General features: G+C 67.3%; 6 protein-coding genes. All 6 read right to left on the reverse strand.

Features of this window, described 5'->3' with window-relative positions; all coding sequences use genetic code 11:
* Positions 1 to 30: 30 nt before the first annotated feature.
* Positions 31 to 648, reverse strand: a complete 618-nt coding sequence (locus NJH59_RS06440) for a hypothetical protein (RefSeq protein WP_043861309.1) — start codon at positions 646 to 648, stop codon at positions 31 to 33.
* 4 nt (positions 649 to 652) lie between these two features.
* A complete protein-coding gene (locus NJH59_RS06445) occupies positions 653 to 1,267 on the reverse strand; it encodes a GAD-like domain-containing protein (protein WP_253086543.1) in 615 nt (204 codons plus the stop codon).
* Positions 1,267 to 10,347, reverse strand: a complete 9,081-nt coding sequence (locus NJH59_RS06450; RefSeq protein WP_253086544.1) for a hemagglutinin repeat-containing protein — start codon at positions 10,345 to 10,347, stop codon at positions 1,267 to 1,269. The genes NJH59_RS06445 and NJH59_RS06450 overlap by 1 nt, the downstream gene beginning before the upstream one ends.
* 40 nt (positions 10,348 to 10,387) lie before the next feature.
* On the reverse strand, positions 10,388 to 10,906 hold the full coding sequence (locus NJH59_RS06455; RefSeq protein ID WP_054915888.1) for a toxin-activating lysine-acyltransferase: 519 nt from the start codon (positions 10,904 to 10,906) through the stop codon (positions 10,388 to 10,390).
* Between the two features lie 8 nt (positions 10,907 to 10,914).
* Complete coding sequence (locus tag NJH59_RS06460) at positions 10,915 to 12,687, reverse strand: ShlB/FhaC/HecB family hemolysin secretion/activation protein (RefSeq protein ID WP_054915887.1); 1,773 nt, start codon at positions 12,685 to 12,687, stop codon at positions 10,915 to 10,917.
* Positions 12,688 to 13,055: 368 nt separating this feature from the next.
* Complete coding sequence (locus tag NJH59_RS06465; protein WP_054915886.1) at positions 13,056 to 15,053, reverse strand: TonB-dependent receptor; 1,998 nt, start codon at positions 15,051 to 15,053, stop codon at positions 13,056 to 13,058.
* Between the last annotated feature and the right edge of the window lie 45 nt (positions 15,054 to 15,098).

Here is a 15,098-nt window from a genome sequence, read left to right on the forward strand (position 1 = left end):
CGCCGTCGATGCCGGCTCTGCTGATACCTGTCAACCGGCCACCAGCAGCCGGTCCTGCAGCACCACGCTCATGCCCCCCAGCCGCCACAGCTCGAAATAACGCGCAAAATCCACCTCCAGCGCCAGCAGCGGCGCCGCGATGTACCACGCCAGGTAATAGTCAGCGGCAATCCCGTACAACGCTTCGAGCAGCGCGTACATCGGCAGTTGGCTGTCACGCACGTCCTCGATGACCGTGTCGGCGAAATGCTCGAACACCCAGGCATTCGGCGCATCGCTCTGCAACGCCTTCAACGCCACCTCGCGGCTTACCACCTCGACCACAGGCTGCCAGTGGGCCTGCTCCGGCCACGGCCCCTGGGTGGACAGGCAGTACCGTGCCTGTTCGTTCCACCAGGCCAGCGCCGCGGCCTTGAGCCGGCCTTCATCGCAGCCGCGCTGCGGCAACAGGTACAGGCTGCTGTCCAGCGAACCTGCCGCCAACACCTGCTGCGCCCGCGCCTGCAAGGCATCGGCCTGGGCAAAGCCGGCAAAGATCTGCGCCAGCTCCGCGTCGCTGCCATGCTCCTTGAACAAGCCGAGAAAGTGCGAGCTGTCGAGCACGACGCGACCTTCGCGGCACGCTATCCAGTCATCGAGCAGGGTCATGCGCTCAGCGACCGAACTGGCGAAGAATAGTCAGGTGCACATCCAGCTGCAGCTTGCGCAGGTTGCCCAGCACCGCCTTGCCGCCCATCACCAGCGCGGGCTCGAAGCCGTACAGCTCCTGCTCGCCCAGCGGGCCCAGGGCCTGCAGCGCACGCTCGAACAGGAACTCGCCATCGGCGTCCTCCATGTCGAAGTCCTCGCGCTCGACCATCGACAGGAACGACTGCAGCTCCAGGTCCGGGTTGCTGCAGGGCACGTTCTTTTCGCTGCTCATGGCGTACACGCGGTTGTACGCACACAGCACGATCAGCTTGCGGCCATAGGTCTGGCCCCATGCATAGAGGTCGCCAAAGGCCGTGCGGCCGATCACATGGTAGGTGTCCAGCTTCTCGAACTCGGTGCCTTGCAGCCACATGTCCAGCAGGTGCTGGTAGTCGTGCGGGTTGACCAGCCAGAACAGGCCGTCGGCATAGCTGCCCCACCCCTGCTCCTGCCAGTACTCCAGCAGTTTGTCCGGCAGGCGGCCACGGTACTGCGCGATGCTTTCGGCCGGCACGGGCCGCTGATGGGCAGGTTCGCCCATGGCCTCGATAAACATCTCGAGAAATGCGTCCTTCATCACTGACTGGCTCCCCTGGCTAGCTCTAACCTGATGTTCAATTTGGCACTGCCGTTGCCCGCCTCCACCGCCTTGCGCACGGTCTCGTCCAGCAGCGGCAGCCGGCTCGACCAGCTGGCGCCGATCGACGAGTTGACGTTCGAATTGCCCATTCTAACAGGGTCGGGTTTTACCCACCCGCCAGCCACCATGTCGGGCTCGTGCAGTGCGGCCAGGTTCGACTTGATTTCCTTGGCCCGTGCCTTGGCCATCTGCGCCGCGACCTTGGGGTCGACACCGTTGTTGACCAGGCCCTTCTGGATGTTCTCGGCCACGCTGCGCTCGAATTCGCGGCCGAACTTGCGTTGCAGCGCCACCGCGTCGGGGTTGCGCCCGGTGCTGTCGAACGCCTCGCGGGCGAACTTGAACTCGTCGGCGGTCATGTTGTTGATGGCGTCCTGCTGGGCCTGCAACTGCTTGTTGTATTCCTTGAGGTACGCCTGCTGCTCGGTGGGCGTCATCTCCTTGTAGCGCGGGTTGTCATAGGGGTTGAACTGCTTCACGGGCAGTTCGTCCAGGCGCTCGACGGTGGCCACGGTGCCCGCACCCGCCGCCGGCTTGCCGGCAGGGGGCAGCTCGACCTTGGCCACCGGCGCTTCCTTGACCAGCACTTCGGCCTTGGCGGCCATTTTTTCCAGCCCCGCCCGGCCCATCTTGATGCCGGTCTTGGCCAGCGTCACGCCGGCCTTGGCCGCGCCGCCCACGCCGGTGGCAATGCTGCCGGCCTGCCACACGATCTCGCCCAGGTCACGCCCCAGTTGCATGGCGTGCTCGTCACCGCCCACCTCCAGCGCCAGGGTCACGCGGTCGATCTTGGCGTTGAGTTCATCCACCACATCGGCGCCCAGCTTGTCGCGCGCCTCCTGGTTGGAAATCAGTTCCTTGATGCCCTTGAGGCCATCGATAGGGTGCGCGATGAACTGCGCCAGCCCCTCGATATCGTTGATGCCGGCCTCGACCAGGCCACGCCCCACGCCAACCTGGGTCAGCAGGTCCTGCTTCTTGCTGATGAAGCCCCACTTGGCAATGACCTTGAGCTCGTCCGCCAGGCCCTCGGCTTCCTTGAGCTCCTTCTTGGCCTGCACCAGTTGCTGGGTGGCCAGCCAGTTGTTGTCGGTGGCGGCGCCAGCGGCGGTGTTGGCGGTGGCGGCATCCAGGCCGGTGCTGGCGGCCAGCCCGGTGACCAGGCTGGTGATCAGGTTGCGCTTGGCTTCACGCTGCGCCTCGGACTCGTTGGGGCTGGCTTCGGAGAACAACCCGGTGAGCACGCTCGATGCCGCCGCCCCGGCCGCACCGCTGCCACAACTCTGGCTGCTGGCCGCCGCGCCCGCGCAGGCGAGGATGCCGTGCAGCGCCGCGTGTACCGGCGAGCCCTCGATAAGGCTGCCGTTGGCCACCAGCTCGCCGATATAGCCCGCGCCCTGCTGCTGCACGTAGTTGACCACCAGGCCCTGCATGAACGCCGTGTTGCCGGCGCTGATGTTGCCGCTGGCCGCGCCCACCAGCGCGGTGGTGATCTGCCGGTAGGTGCCGCCGGCGCCCCAGTTTTCGGCAATGCCGTCGGCCTGATGGCGCAGGTCGCTGGCCGCCAGCAGCAAGGCAGTACGCTCGCCGTCGCCCAGTTCCGGGTTGGCGGCCTTGGCTTCGGCCTCCTTGGCCTGGTTACGCTTGGCGTCGACTTCCTTGGCCTTGTTGTTGAGCAGGGTGCCCGCCTCGTTGGCGAACGCGCCGACGATCTCGAACCCGGCGCGAATCTGCTCCTCGTTGAAGATCGGCTTCAGCGCATTGCTGCCATCGCGGTCGCTGGACACGTCGCGGTTGAGGCTGGCTATGGCCTCGTCCACGCTCTTGCCGGTGCGTTTGTGCTGCTCGGCCGCATCGGTGATGACGATACTGCCACCACTGATACCGCTGCGGGTCACGCTGCTGGCGCTATCGCTGGCACTGATGGCGATCGGCATGCTCACACCGATGTCGTTCTCGTTTTTGGCAAGGTCGGTGCCAGGGGTTTGCGTGGCGCCGCTGGTGGCGTTGCCCTGCTGGTCCTTGCCGACCTCGCGGTAACCGCCGCCTAGGCTCAGGCTGCTGCCCTTGTACTCGGCCTCGTTCTTGATGTCGCGGCTGGTCAGGCTGGCGGTGACCAGGCGGTTGCTGCCGTCCTGCACGGCCTTGTCGCTGCTGGCGATCACTGCGCCCACCAGGTCGGTGTTGCCGGCCACGTAGATATCGAAGCCGCCGTCGCCGGCCTTGATCCCCGACTGCTCGGTGACGCTGGCGTACCTGGAGTCGATGTCGGTGGCGCCGAAGCTGCCGCTGGCACCACTGACCGAGCTCATGCCATAGCAGAACGGCGGAATGCACAGGCTGATACCCACGCCCAGGCTCTTCTCGTCCACGGTGTAGGTGCTGGTGTCCTGCAGGCTCTCGATGTTGAGGTTGCCGCCCACGTCCATCACCACCTGCTTGCCGCTGACCACCGCGCCCTTGAGGTTGGTGTCGCCGCCCGAAACCATGACCAGCTGGTTGCCGGCATCGATATGGGTGTTGGTATGGGTGAGGTCCTCGCCATCGGCTTCGCCGCGATTGCCCGACACCCCGAGGTCGAGGGTGAAGCCGTTGCGTGTGCCGCCCAGCGACAGGCCGATACCGACGCTGGCACTGCTGCCGGTGCTGTCGGTCTGCTGGGTGCTGGTGTTGGTGGCGGCCAGCAGGTTGATGTCGCCGTCGGCCAGCAGGCTGGCATTGTTGCCTGCCTTGATCTGGCTGCCGCGCACGGTGAGGGTGCTGTCCTCGTCGGCGCCGGTGGCGATCAGGCGCACGTCGTTGCCGGCGACGATGGTCGAGCCGGCAGCGGTATCGCTGTGCTGCTCGGTGGTGCTCTGGTTCTTCTTGGTGCCCAGCGACAGGCTCAGGTTGATCCCGCCCGCCGAACCCGGATCGGTGGCCACCGCGGTGGCCGCGTTGTTGGCTGCCAGTGCCGCAGTGGCCGCGGCCAGCGCCTTCATGCGCCCGTCTTCGGTCTTGTCCGAGGCCTGCTTCATCTGCTGGGTGGTCTGGATGGCGCTGATCACCGGGTTGGTCAGGGTCAGCGACACGCCGGTCTGCTTGAACAGGGTCTGACGCTCACGCTCGCTGGTGTTGCGCGCCTCGACGATGGCGATCTTCTCGGCACGGATATCCACGTCGCCCTTGGGCGCCATGACCTGGCTGCCGACCTGGCGATAGCTTTTGCCGGCCTCGATCAGCACGTCGCCTTCGGTGGAGCCGACGGTGCTGGCCACCGCGGTGGTGCTGGTGGTCATGTCCTTGACCCGCTGCTCCTGGGTGCCGACGGTCACGGCGATGCCACCACCGTTGAACAGGCCGCTGGTCTTCTCGGTCTTGTCGTGGCGCTCGCTGCGGCTGTCGCTGGCCGCCGCGATGTTGACGTCGTTGCCTGCCACCAGGATGGTCTGCTGGCTGGACACCACGTTGGCGCCCTGCAGGTTGACGTCGCGCCCGCCCTGCACGTAGGTGTGCTCGCCGCTGAGGGTCGAGCCCTGGGCGGTGGTTTCGCTGAGCGTGTCACGGGTGGTTCTGGTGGTCTTGGAGAACATGCCGTTGCCGCCGGTGACCTTGTGCGCCTCGTCGGCGAACTGATAGTTCTGCCCGGCCATCAGGTTCACGTCGCGGCCGGCGTCGGCCATCACCATGCCCTGCTCGCTGCTGGCCTGGCTGGCGCGCAGGTTGATGTCCTGACCGGCCTTGAGGCTGACGTCGCCGGTGCCCTGCACATTGCTGCCCACCTCGGTGCGGCTGGCGTCCTTGCGCCAGTTGCTGCTGTTCCAGGTGATCGACTGCTGGTGCGACTCGGTGACGGTGGTCAGGTTCAGGTTGTTGCCGGCCACCAGTTGCGTGCTGCCGTTGGCACCGGCGTTGACCACCTGGGCGCCGGCCAGGTTGATGTCGTTGCCGGCCGAGGCCGTGAGCGTGCCGCCGGCGCCGCTGACGAACAGCCCGGCCACCCGCGACAGGTTGCTGCGCGTGCCCTGCTCGCTGCTGCTGTCATGGGTGCTGGAGATGACGTTGAGGTCGTTGCCGGCGCTGATCGCCAGGCTGTCCACGGCGCCGATCAGGCCACCGAGGTTGTCGAGGTTCTCGCGTGCCTGCACCGACACCTTGTCGGCCTGGATACGCCCGCCGAGGTTCTCCACATTCTGCGCGGTCAGCGCCAGGATGCTGCGCCCGCCGAGGCTGCCGCTGTTGCTCAGGGTATCGTTCACGTCGAGCTTGAGCTGCTGGCCGGCCATCAACGCACCCGCGCCGTTGAGGTCGCCCTGCTGCACCCGCACGTACACCTGCGGCACCAGCACCCTGCGGGTTTCGCCGCCGGCCACGGTCACCTGTTTTTCCACCAGCCACACGATGTCGCTGGTCAGCTGGGCCATCTGCTCGGCGCTCAGCGCCACACCCGGCACCAGTTGCCAGGTGTTGGCCACGGTAACCGCGTTGTCGAGCAGCGCGCGGTACTGTTCCTCGTCGTTGGCATAGCCGTCGATGAAGCGCCGGCCAGTGAGCTGGGCGACCTGTTCGCGAATCAGCTTCTGTTCGTAGAAGCCGTCGCCCAGGCGTTGCAGGGTCTGCCCCGGGTCCAGGTGCAACTGTTGCAGCATGTAGTCGGACGACAGCCAGTTGCGGTAGCCGGCAAAGCGCGGGTCGGTCTCCACCAGATAATTGCGCACCGCCTGCGGGTTGCTGTCGAACAGGCTGTTGCTCGGCAGGGTCAGCACCGGGCCGCCGGTGCGGATCTGCTCGCCGACGCCTTCGGCATCGAGCCCGGCCTGCGCCGCCACCTCGATGATCGGCGCCACCTGGTAGGCATTGGCGGCGGCACTGTCCACCGCGCCGGCGCCGGCGGCCTGCTGGTCGCTCAGCTGGCTGGCATGGCCGCCGAGCTGGGTGCCGCTGCCGGTGACGGCGGCCAGCTCCTGCCATACGGTGGGCTGCAGCGAGATTTCCTGGATCAGCGGCGCGGGCACATAACCGGCCACGCGGGCGCCCTGGCGGTCGCGGCCCTTGCGCTGGATACGGTAGAAGTTGGTCACCGTGCCGCTGTCGGTGGTGACCTGCTGGCCCTTGAACTCGGTGTTCACCAGGCTGCCGATGGCGCCCTGCAGCAGGCCGCCGGCGATGATGCGGCTCTTGTCGTTGAGCACTTCGCCGGCGTTGATGACCAGGTTGCCGCCGGCCAGGATCTGCCCCGGCGCCGAGGTGGCGATCTGGGTTTCGCGCACCACGCGGGTCACGTCGTAGCGGTTCCAGTTGTCCTTCTGGCCCTCGGGGGTGATCAGGTACTGCACTTCGTTGTGGCGGAACGTGACCTGGTCGGCCTGGTAGCGGTTGGGCGAGCCGGCCAGCTGGAATTCCTGGAAGCTCTGGCGGCTGATTTCCACGTCGCGGGTGCTGAAGTGGTTGTTGAGGTTGCGCAGGGTCTGCACGTCCAGCGCCATGTGCCCCAGCGACTCGATGGTGGCACTGGCGTTGGTCAGCAGCGCGGCGCGGCCGCTGGCGTGGTCGGCGTCATCCAGCGTGGCGCCGATGGCCATGTCGCCGGCACTGAAGATCAGCGCCGCTTCGCTGTTGTCGATCTGCGTGGCGCCGATGTCCAGGCGCGCACGGGCGGCGATGGCACCGGAGCGGTCGCCCTCGTTGGCGTTGACCAGGGTGCCGGCAGCGATGCCCAGCTGGTCGCCGTAGATGCGACCGGTGCCCAGGTTGTACAGCACGCCGGTTTGCAGGCGTACCTTCTGGCCGTCGATCAGGCCACGGTTGGTCAGGCTCTGGTGGGCAGTGATGCGCACCTGGTCGGCACTGATTTCACCCTCGGCGCGGTTGTCCAGGGTACTGGCGTCGAGCAGCATGGAGCGGCCGGCCAGCAGCTTGCCGCTGTTGTTCAGCGCACCGCCGGTCTGCACGTCGAGGGTGCCGTTGGCCTGCAGCAGGCCACTGAGTTCAAGGCCTGCGAGCAGGCGCAGGGTCAGGTCGCCCAGGCTCACGGCCTGACCGTTGCCACTGTAGTAGGCGGCGTTCAGGCTCAGCGACTGGCCGGCCAGCAGGCGCCCGTCGAGGTTGCTGATGCTCTGGCGGCGCGCAGCGGGGTCACGGTCGGTAATGTTCAGGTGCTGGCTGGAGCTGATCAGCCCGCCCGCGTTGTCCAGCAGTTGGCTGACGCCGATGTCCAGCGTGGTGTCGGCGCGAATCACACCGGCCTGGTTGCCCAGCACGTCGGACTCAAGGCGCAGGGCGTGCCCTTGCAGGCCCTGGTTGTCGGCCTGGGTGGCGTTGTTGGCGAGGGTGCTGGTCGACACATGCAGCAAACCGGCGGAGCGGATCAGGCCGCCCTGGTTGTCCACACGTTCGGCCGAGGCCACGTCGATGGCGCCCAGCGCCTGGATCTGCCCGGCCTGGTTGTTCAGCCGCAGGCCCTGCACCTGCACACTGTCGGCGCCGACGATGCGCCCGCCGGCGTTGGTCACGTCGGTGGCCAGCAGTTGCATCGCGCCCTTGGCCGAAATGTAACCGCCGGCGTTGCTCAGATGCGCGCTGTGAATCTCCAGCGCACCCTGGCTGATGATGCCCTTGCCGCTGCCATCGTCGAGGTTGACCAGTGCCTGTTCGCCGGTATCGATGTACAGCCTGCCCTGGGACTGGATCAGCCCGCCGGCGTTTTCCAGGCGCCCGCTGCGCAGATCCAGGGTGCTGCGCGCATCCAGGGTGCCCTGGGCGTTCTGCAGCAGTTGGCCATTGCTGTTCAGGTTGAGTGCCAGGCCGCTGATCACGCCGCCACTGTTGTCGATACCCTGAGCGTTCACCACGATGTCGCCCGCCGCTTCCAGGCGCCCGCCCACGTTGCCCAGCTGGCTGTCGCGGGCAGTCAGCAGCAGGGCGCCCTGTACCGAGCCGACCGTACCGCCACTGTTGTTCAGGTGCGCCGCATTCAGCGTCATCTGGCGGATCGCGGCGAAGGTGCCGGCGGTGTTGAACAGCTCGCCAGCGCCCGCAAACAGTGTGCCGCCGGCGCTCACGGTGCCGCTGCGGTTGTCCAGCGTGCCGGCGTTGAACACGCCGTTTCCGCTGGCCGCAAGGGTGCCGCCGGTGTTGTCGAGCAGGCCCTGGGTGGTGACCGCAAGGCTGCCGCCCTGGGTGGCCAGGACCTTGCCGCCGCGGTTGGACAGGGTGTCGGCCTCGATCGATACGTCCTTGCCCTGAGCCACGCCGGCGTCGAGCTGTACCTGGCCGGCCTTGACCTGCAGGGTGCCGGTGCTGACCAGCGTGCCCTGCGCGCTGTCGAGCGTCGTGGCAGACAACTGCAGGGTGCCGGCGCCGGCATGCTCGACGCGGCCGTGGGTGTTGACCACGGTGGCGGCGCTGAGCGTGGCATGGGTCGCGTTGCTGGCGATGCGGCCACTGCGGTTGTCGAGGGTGCCGTCGACCTTGATCGAGGTGCTGCCCTTGCCGCTCTGGGTCAGCTCGCCGCCCACGTTCGACAGCTCGCCGGCGCGTACTTGCAGGTTGCCCGCCACCACCTTGGCGGCGTCGCTGCGCAGGGTCTGGCGGGCGGTGGCACTGAGGGTCTTGCTGGCATCGACGCTGGCGTTGGCGAGGTTGATGTCGCCGCCGGTGAGGGTGATGTTGCCGGCCACGTTACGGCTGGCGCTCAGGTCGACGTCGCCTGCACTGACCTGCAGATCGCCGCCGGCCAGGTGTTCGCCGTGGGCCTGCACGCGCTGCGCGGTGAGGGTCAGGTTGCCGGCCTTGCCCAGCTTGCCGCTCTCGTCCAGCCCGGCAGCCAGTGCCGAGCCCTTGCTGCTGGTGATGGTCGACTGCGCGCCGGTCGCCTTGAGTTCGACATTGGCCTGGCTGGCCAGGGTGCCGCTGTTGCTCAGGTCGCCGGCGCTGCTCAGTTGCAGGTCGCCCTTGGCATAGACCGTGCCGCTGTTGTCGACTCCGCCCTTGGCGGCGACGCGGGTGGCGCCGGCACTGCTGAGGGTGCCGCTGTTGAGCAGCTTGCCGTCGGCGCTGATCACCACCTCGCCGGCGCCGGCACCGATCGTGCCGGCGTTGCGCACGCCCACACCGCCCTCGGTGCCCACCAGCATGATCTTGCCGGCGTACATGCCGCCGAGCTTGGCCACGTCGATGGCGACTGCGGGGGCCTCCTCGTCGCTGCCTGCCAGCCGGGTTGCGCGGGTGTTGTCGGCGTTGACCTGGTTGCGCCCGGCGGTGACTTTCAGGTCCTTGGCCCAGATGCCGGCGTTGACCTGCACGCTCTGCGCGATCAGGTCGGTGTAGTCGGCGTCGGCGCTGTCCAGGCCCTTGCCCTGGATGCTGAGGGTACCGCCCTTGACCTGGTAGCCGGTGATGCGGCCGTTCTCAAGCTGCGCCTGGCCGGTGGTCAGGGTGGCGCGGTTGGCGTTGATGAAGCCGCAGCCGTCGCAGGTGACGCCGGCCGGGTTGGCGATCACCACCTGGGCGCGTTGACCGGCCACTTCCACATAGCCGCGCAACTGGCTGGGGTTGCTGGCGTTGACCTCGTTGAGGATCACCCGCGCACTGCCCTTGCTCAGGTTGCCGTTGCCCTGGATCCAGCCACCCAGCTGGGTCTGGCTGGCCTTGACGCCGTTGTTGAGGATGACCCCGCGCTTGTCCACGTCGAACTGGCTGTAGGTATTGCGCGACACGCCAGCGGCGCTGGGGGCGGTGATGTTCACCTGCGGCGTGCCGTTGGCACTCTGGCCCACGTTCGGGCGCTGGGCTGCTGGCGCACGTCCATCGGCAACCACCCCGGCGGCCCAGGAAGGTGCAGCGTCCAGCGCCACCAGGCCGAGGGCGAGCATCATTGCGAAACGCAGGCGGCCCAGTTCGGCCAGTGTGCCGGCCGAGCCGGCCACGGGCCCGGTGGTGGTGCCCGGCGCCTTGCCCTGGCTGGCGACGTTCTCGGCAACCACCATCAGCAGCCCGCGAGCCTTGTTGAAAACGATACGGTAGAGATGCTTGTTCATTGCAATTCCATTTGCGGTGCCAGACCGCCAGAAGTCAGGGTTACGCTGTGAGTTCCAGCGGGTGAGCGGCAAACCAGGCCTTGGCCTGTTCGGGAATCACGCCGATCCCCAGGTGCGTCTTGACCCGCAGGCCGCGCACTTCGCCCTGGTGGTCGAGGGCGCGCATGCAGCGGTTGGGGAACAGCTGGCGCTGCACCAGGCGCGCCAGCGTTGCCGCATGCCCGAACGGGGCGACGAAGTCGTTTATCCACAGGCGTTCGCCGCTGTTCCAGTCGGCATCGGCCATCTCGACAGGCGAGCGCTGGATGTAGCGCTGCTCGGCGGCGCCGTCGAGGTTGAGCCAGGACAGGTAGAACACCGGCTTGCCGGCCTCGCTGCCGAGCACGAACTGGCGGTGCTTGAGCGCCGGCAGCAACAGGGTGGCCAGGCTGTGCAGCGGTGCGTCGCGGTGAGCTGTGGAGTGCATCCACAGCCAGGTGGCCGAGCCCAGCACGGTGGCCTCGTTCCAGGGCTCGTCGAAGAGCCCGGGGGCGATGATGTCGAAGCGATCGATACGCATGGCGGGCCTCAGAACGACAAAGAGACAGTGAAGGCACTGGTGATGTTGGCCGTTTCGAAACCGTCGGGCTTCTTCAGCGGCGTACCCCAGGACCAGTCATACGACAGCGCCTTGTAGCCGCCGCGCACCCCTACCACGGCACCGGCCAGGCGCTTGCCCACCAGGTACTCGCTGGAGTGGCCGCTGACTTCGCCGTAGTCGACGCCGGTGTACAGCTCCTGGCCGGTATCGCCCAGGGCCAGGCCGATCTCGTTACGCAGGGTCCAGCCGCGTTCGGCCGAGAGGATGTTCTCGCCGTCGAAGCCGCGCACGGTGTAGCGCCCGCCGATGGAGAAGCGGTCCTGCGGCACCAGCGCCGAGCGGTTCCACTGCGCGCGCCAGCCACCGATGTAGCGCATACGCTGGTTGTAGGCGATGAAGGGCACCTGCAGCTGGGCATCGGCACTGATGATCTTGGAGCGCGAGGTGCCTTCGCCGGTGAGTTCTTCTGGCGCCTGCAATGCGCCGTGGGCACCGGTGCCGCGGCGGTAGCCCGCGCTCAGGTCGAGGGTGGAGGCGCCGATGAATTCGCGGTGGCTCAGGCCGGCTTCCCAGCCGGCCATGCGCCGGCGCTGCAGCTGGATTTCAGTGTCGTCGATGAAGTTTTCCGAGGTACGCGTCCACAGGCTGCCCCAGGCCGTGGTCTTGCGTACCGCATCGCGGTACAGCAGGCGCGACAGGCGCAGCTCGTTGTTGCGGGTTTCGCCGCGGTACTGGTAGGTCTCGTTCTCGCCGGCCACCTGCTGGTGGTAGTCGTACTCGCTGGTGGTGAAGCCCAGCAGCCAGTAGCCGAACGGCAGCGAGTAGTGCAGCGTGTTGCCCTTGGAGCCGCGATTGCCCGACTCGCCGCCGCCCAGGTCGTGGGTGGCGCTGGCGTAGAACAGGTCGTTGAGCGAGAGGATGTTGTCCAGCGACAGCGCCAGGTTGCCCTGGTACTTGCCGGTGGTCTTGCTGCCGGAGTTATCCACAGACAGGCTGAGCCGCGCCGGGAAGGCCTGGCGCCAGGCGATCACGATGTCGCTCTCGCCGGGGCCGGCGTCGCGGGCCTGGGCCGGGGCGATCTGGATGTCGGCTTCGGCGGTGGGTACGCGCTTGAAGTTCTCCAGGGCCTGTTCGATGTCGCGCAGGTTGAGCAGGTCGCCCGAGTGCGCCGGCAGCGCGTTCCAGGCATTGGCGCGCGAGCTGGTGCCTTCGGCGAAGCGGATGTCGCGGATACGCCCGGGAATCAGGGTCAGGGTCAGTTCGCCGCTGTTGAGGTCCTGGGCCTGGGCCAGCACGCGGGTGGTGACGTAGCCTTTTTCGATGATCGCGTTCTGGATGCGCTTCATGGTCAGGTTGATGCCCGCGCTGCCCAGGCAGCGCCCGGTGGCCGGGTCATCCTTGGGGTTGGCGGCGCGCAGCGCCCACTGGAAGCGCTCGGCCGCATCGCCCACCAGGCGCAGTTGGCGGATAGGGAAGCACGGGGTTTCGTTGGCGGGCAGGCGGCCGTCGCCTTCATCGGCCAGCGGTGCTTCGAGGCGCACGTCGGGGCGTGCTTCGAGCTGCTCGCGCTGCACCCGCTCGCGGTCGCGCTGGCGCAGCAGCTCGGCATTCGGGTCGGCGGCGTGTGCGGCGGTGCCGGCACCGGCGGCCCAGGCAGCGAGGGCCAGCAGCAGTGCGGCAGCGGGAGTGGGGCGCGAGGTGCTGACGAAGCAGTGGGCAACACGTGTCGTCAACGCCCGGCAATGGGCGATCGGCAGCATGGCACATCCTTGTGGGCCGGAATTCTAGGGGGAGTGTTATCGGGGGGCGGAGCGTTGTGCGCGGCTGAATGTTCAAGCCTGCTGGGAGGGACGGTGATTTGTCCTACAACCTCTTCCGCACCGCGGCGACGGGGATATCGCGAGAAAGTTGCAACGGGGTGTGGGAAACGTGATGGGGTTCAAGGTTTTGCAGGGGATGGCAACAGATGCGACCTCACAAGGTGCCAGCCGCTGCTTCTGTGGCGATCGATCAGATCGAGCGCCGCCCGCGCGGCGCTTCGCCGGCAAGGCCGGCTCCTGCATCGATTGCAACGCGCCATGGCCTGCAGGATCGGCGTTGCCAACCTTGTTCGCTCGGCGTCAGGCCTTCAGAAGCTCGCGCGGATGCCCGCGTACAAGGTCCGACCTGGGCCCGGCTCGTAGTAACGGGCGCCTGTGTCGTTGATGCGCAGGTTGTCGTAGTAACGCCGGTCAGTCAGGTTATCCACACCCACGTACGGTTCCAGCTCCTGGCCATGAAGCTTGAGTACCGTGCCCACGCGCAGGTTGAACAAGGCATTGCCCGCCACCCGCGCCTCATTGGCGTTGTCCGCATACTGCGGGCCATAGGCGTTCATGTTGACCCGTGCATAGAACGCATCCGACTCGTAGCCCACCTCGGTGAACAAGGTCTGCCGGGGAATGCCCGGCAGACGGTTGTCGTCATAGCCCTCGAAACGGGTGTAGTGGTAGTCGTTGTAGCTGTAGGCCATCGACAGGCGCCAGTTATCCACAGGCCGGTATTCGCCACTCAACTCGAAGCCGTCACGCCGCGATTTGCCGGCGTTGCTGTAGGTGTTGCCGCGGTCGGTGCTCTGCGCCACCAGTTCGTCCTTGAGCAGGATGCTGTACACCACCGCCTCCAGGCGCAGGTCGTCCCACTCGCCCTTCACACCCAGCTCGCGGGTCAGCGCCCGCGCCGGTTGCAGCCCGGTGTTGAAGCCGCCTGCGGTCGGGTTGCTCAGTTCGTTGAGGGTGGGGGTCTCGAACGAGGTGGCCACCCGTGCATACGCCATGGTGTGCTCGGTAAGGCGGTAGCTCAGGCCGGCACTGTAGTTGAAGTCTTCGAAACGCTGCGCATCGGAGGCGTCGCCGTCGCTCGGGAAGCGGTCGTCGACCGACTGGCGCGTGGCGTCATAGCGTCCGCCCAGGGTCAGTTGCAGACGCTCGGTGAGGTCGATGCTGTCCTGCACGTACAGCCCATAGCCACCGGCCTTTTCGCGTTGGCGCAGGGTGAGGTTGCCGGTGTGACCACCGACTTCGTTGTTGTGCCGCTCGCGGTCGTCGCGCTGCTGCTCGATGTCGATGCCGGTGGTGAGCTGATGACCCAGGCCGAACCAGTTGGCCAGGTGCGTGTACTGCCCGCCGACACCGGCAAACAGGCGTTCGTAGGTGGTCTGCCCGCCCGCGCGCAGCGGCAGGCGGTTGCCGAAGTCACGCCGGCCCAGCCAGGTACGCAGCTGGTAGCTGTCGGTGTCGCTCAGCTGGCTGGTCCAGTTGACCGCCAGGCGTTGCTGGTTCATCTGTTCGTCGGAGTCGAACAGCAGGCTCTGCGGGCGCGCCTGGCTGCGCTTGTCGCGCACCTGCGCGAGGGTCAGGGCGCCAGGGTCTTCGGAGCGGTTGTCGAGGGCCTGGAAGGTTACCCCCAGCACGCCGGCATCGGCCTGCCAGCGCAGCTTGCCGGTGAGGTTGCGCGCTTCGGAGGCGGCGTGATCGCGGTAGCCGTCCATGTTGGTGACGTTGAGCGCCAGCAACCCGCCAAGGTTGCCGGAGGTGCCACTGGTTTCGGCACGCACGCGGCGATAGCCGTCGGCACCACCACCCACGTCCACGAGGGTGCGCGGCTCCAGCGAGGGCTCGCGGGTGGTGATCGCCAGTACGCCGCCGGCACCGTTGCCGTACAGGGTGGAAGCCGAGCCGCGGATCACTTCGATGTTTTCCACCAGGCTCAAGTCGACACCGTCCATCTCGGTCTGGCCATCGGGCATGGTCAACGGCACGCCGTCGACCAGTACGCGGATGCCGCGCATGCCGAAGCTGGAGCGGGCACCAAAGCCGCGAATCGACAGGCGCATGCCCTGGGCCATGTTGTAGCGGCTTTGCGGCACCGCACCGGGCACCGCCATCAGCAGGCTGTCGAGGGTCAGCATCTGTTCGCCGGGCTTGTCGGCGACGCTCACCGAGCTGACGGCGGCCGGGGTCTGCAACCATTCGGAGGTCACGCGGGTGGAGGTGACTTCCAGCGGCGCCAGGTCGACACTGTCGGCGCTCGCGGAGCCCGCGCCAAGCAACAGGAAGGTGAGGACGGTGGGCCGCCTTGGCAACATGGTGACTCCTTGAAGGTGGCCGCCGGCTACACACTGTGCCGACGT

Origin of the sequence: Pseudomonas sp. VE 267-6A (genome assembly GCF_024126555.1) — a bacterium.
GTDB classification, from domain to species: domain Bacteria; phylum Pseudomonadota; class Gammaproteobacteria; order Pseudomonadales; family Pseudomonadaceae; genus Aquipseudomonas; species Aquipseudomonas palmensis.

What these genes read in the sequence shown, in the direction of transcription:
- NJH59_RS06465 (WP_054915886.1), bottom strand. Translation starts at nt 15,053, where the DNA reads ATGTTGCCAAGGCGGCCCACCGTCCTCACCTTCCTGTTGCTTGGCGCG.
- NJH59_RS06445 (WP_253086543.1), bottom strand. Translation starts at nt 1,267, where the DNA reads ATGAAGGACGCATTTCTCGAGATGTTTATCGAGGCCATGGGCGAACCT.
- NJH59_RS06450 (WP_253086544.1), bottom strand. Translation starts at nt 10,347, where the DNA reads ATGAACAAGCATCTCTACCGTATCGTTTTCAACAAGGCTCGCGGGCTG.
- NJH59_RS06460 (WP_054915887.1), bottom strand. Translation starts at nt 12,687, where the DNA reads ATGCTGCCGATCGCCCATTGCCGGGCGTTGACGACACGTGTTGCCCAC.
- NJH59_RS06440 (WP_043861309.1), bottom strand. Translation starts at nt 648, where the DNA reads ATGACCCTGCTCGATGACTGGATAGCGTGCCGCGAAGGTCGCGTCGTG.
- NJH59_RS06455 (WP_054915888.1), bottom strand. Translation starts at nt 10,906, where the DNA reads ATGCGTATCGATCGCTTCGACATCATCGCCCCCGGGCTCTTCGACGAG.